This window comes from Micromonospora sp. RP3T, assembly GCF_003027925.1.
Classification (GTDB): Bacteria; Actinomycetota; Actinomycetes; order Mycobacteriales; family Micromonosporaceae; genus Micromonospora.
Map to the genome: position 1 here is coordinate 1 of NZ_PYPS01000082.1, position 2,170 is coordinate 2,170.

2 protein-coding genes are annotated in these 2,170 nt (G+C 68.3%); both read right to left on the reverse strand.

Going from position 1 to position 2,170, the window contains the following annotated elements; translation table 11 throughout:
* Positions 1 to 69: 69 nt before the first annotated feature.
* On the reverse strand, positions 70 to 858 hold the full coding sequence (gene istB / locus C8054_RS31490; protein WP_073831982.1) for an IS21-like element helper ATPase IstB: 789 nt from the start codon (positions 856 to 858) through the stop codon (positions 70 to 72).
* Entirely contained in the window at positions 858 to 2,087 is a 1,230-nt protein-coding gene (istA, locus tag C8054_RS31495) for an IS21 family transposase (RefSeq protein ID WP_107162782.1), read from the reverse strand. The genes istB and istA overlap by 1 nt, the downstream gene beginning before the upstream one ends.
* Between the last annotated feature and the right edge of the window lie 83 nt (positions 2,088 to 2,170).

Consider the following 2,170-nt stretch of genomic DNA (forward strand, 5'->3'; position numbering starts at 1 on the left):
TGTCAACGCCGCCTCAAACGGGACCACCGTGGTCCGGCTGAAACTGGACCACCTCGGTTTGGTTGATCTTTAGTCGTTGGTCTTGGTGGCCGCGGGGACGCGGCCGAGGTCGCGGTCTTTGAGTCGGTAGCTGTCGCCCTTCATCGAGATGACTTCGGCGTGGTGGACGAGGCGGTCGATCATGGCTGCTGCGACGACGTCGTCTCCGAACACTTCGCCCCACCGGCCGAAGGGCTTGTTGCTGGTCACGATCAGCGAGGCTCGTTCGTAGCGGTTGGACACGAGCTGGAAGAACAGGTTCGCGGCTTCGGCTTCGAAGGGGATGTAGCCGACCTCGTCGACGATCAGCAGCGGGATCCGGCCGAGTTTGACCAGCTCGTCTTGCAGGCGGCCGGCGTGGTGGGCATCAGCGAGACGAGACACCCATTGGGCGGCGGTGGCGAACGCGACCCGGTGTCCGGCTTGGCAGGCCCGGATCCCGAGGCCGATGGACAGGTGAGTCTTGCCGGTGCCGGGCGGGCCCAGGAACACGACGTTCTCCTTCGACGCCACGAAGTCGAGGGTGCCCAGGTGGGCGATGGTCTCTCGCTTCAGCGACCGTTGGTGCTCGAAGTCGAACTCCTCCAGGCTCTTGCGGGCCGGGAAGCGGGCGGCCCGGATGCGTCCCTCACCGCCGTGGGCTTCCCGGGCGGCGACCTCGCGTTGCAGGCAGGCGGCGAGGAACTCCTCATGCGTCCACGATTCCGTCCGGGCCCGCTCCGCCAGACGCTCGACGGAGGCAGCGAGGGACGGCGCCTTGAGTGCGCGGGTGAGGAACGCGATCTCGGAGGAGACGTTGCGGTTGGTCTTGGTGGCCATCACGCAGCCACCTCAACGTCCAGGCCGAACATGCGGTCGTAGTCGGCCAGCCGGCGGTGTTCCACCTCGGTCGAGACTGCCGTCGCTGGCGCCTGCCGGGCTGCTGTTCGCAGATCGGCGGCGGCCTGGCGGTGAGCGGGATCGGTGATGCTCTGATGCTTGGCCCAGCACCGGTCATGCCGGGCGACGAGGCGGTCCTCGCAGAACACCTGCACCCGGTCGGCGTCGGCGACAACGTCGACCCGTCGGCCCACCGCCGTCGGGTGCACCGAGTAGTCGTTGCTGTCCAAGCGCACGTAGTGATCCCGAGGCAGCCGGGTGCTCTGCCGCCAGCCCACCAGCGGCGCGACCGGCGGCAGGGACAGCATCGCGGCCCGGTCAGCGTCCCACCGGTCCACTGGCCGGCAGCCCAACATGCGGTGCCGGCGGTTGTTCGCCCGCACCAACCACTCGCCGAGTTGGGCGTTGAAGTCCTGCGGTGAGGCGAACCGGCGCCCGGGCAGAAACGACGTCTCCAGATAGCCGTTGGCCCGCTCGACCAGGCCCTTAGCCTCCGGATCCGCCGGCCGGCACTGGATCACCTTGATGCCGAGGGTGCCGCGGAAGGCGTTCATCGCCTCGGTCAGCTGCGGCCTGCCGGCCCGCCACTGCCCGACCGCGGACTCGTTGTCCCAGACCAGGGCCTTCGGCGTCCGGCCCCACCCCGAGATCAGCGTCCAGTGCCCGCCCAGTAGGTCCGGCGACTGCCGCGACGGGATCATCACCGCTGACAACCACCGCGAATACCCGGAGACCATCACCAGCACCGGTGGTCGGCCGACCTGCCCGAAGTCCAGCGACACGTCCGCCGGCGGGAACCACAGATCACACTGCGCCAGCTCTCCCGGCAGATACTCCGTCCGCTGGGCCGGGTCAGGGCGTCGGAACAACGGCCGCAGCTGCTGCACCCGATCACAGAACACCGTCTTGCCACGGGTCCACCCGACCCGCTCCATGATCACCGTCGAGGGCATGTCCGGAAACTCCGCCAAAAACGCCCGAATCTGCGGCTCGACCGCATCCACGATCGAGCCCTTCGCCGCCCGCCGATACCGCGGCGGCTCATCACTAGCCAAGGCCTTCTTCACGGTGTTGCGAGACATCCTCAACCGCCGTGCGATGGCCTGGATCGCCATACCCTCCGACCGCCGCAGCCGCCGGATCTCCGCCCAGTCCTCCACGCTCAGCACCTCCCGATGCTTCAGGAGGTGGTCCCGTTTCAGCCGGAACCACGTGGTCAGTTTTCAGGCGGAGCCGACACAGGGGCCACGCG